This window comes from Stenotrophomonas sp. SrG (genome assembly GCF_050031795.1).
Taxonomy (GTDB): domain Bacteria; phylum Pseudomonadota; class Gammaproteobacteria; order Xanthomonadales; family Xanthomonadaceae; genus Stenotrophomonas; species Stenotrophomonas rhizophila_A.
This window is the reverse complement of record NZ_JBNBBE010000334.1, coordinates 1-265: the sequence shown is the minus strand read 5'-3', so window position 1 is coordinate 265 and position 265 is coordinate 1. Positions and strand designations below refer to the sequence as shown.

Genomic DNA, 265 nt, shown 5'->3' with positions numbered 1-265 from the left:
TGCCGATGCAGACAACGTCGCGGAGGCCGATGCATCCCAGGCCGCGCACGATGTCACCGACCATGAGCTGGCCGCGTTCTCCGCACAGTTCGATGAGCGCAATGGCTACTCCGTTGCCGACGACAGCACCGACGCCGGGCTGCAGCAGGCCATCGTCGAGGCCGACGCGCTGTCGCTGTTCGACGCCGGCGAAACGGCCGACGATGCCCTGGTGGTCGATGAGCTGACGGGCAGCGACGATCTTTCGGACTACTTCAACGCCGCA

At 66.0% G+C, this 265-nt stretch carries 1 protein-coding gene; it reads left to right on the top strand.

Going from position 1 to position 265, the window contains the following annotated elements; all coding sequences use genetic code 11:
- Positions 1-265, top strand: a 265-nt coding sequence (locus ACQG3P_RS20020; protein ID WP_426806022.1) for a hypothetical protein, incomplete at both ends; no start/stop codon positions are given.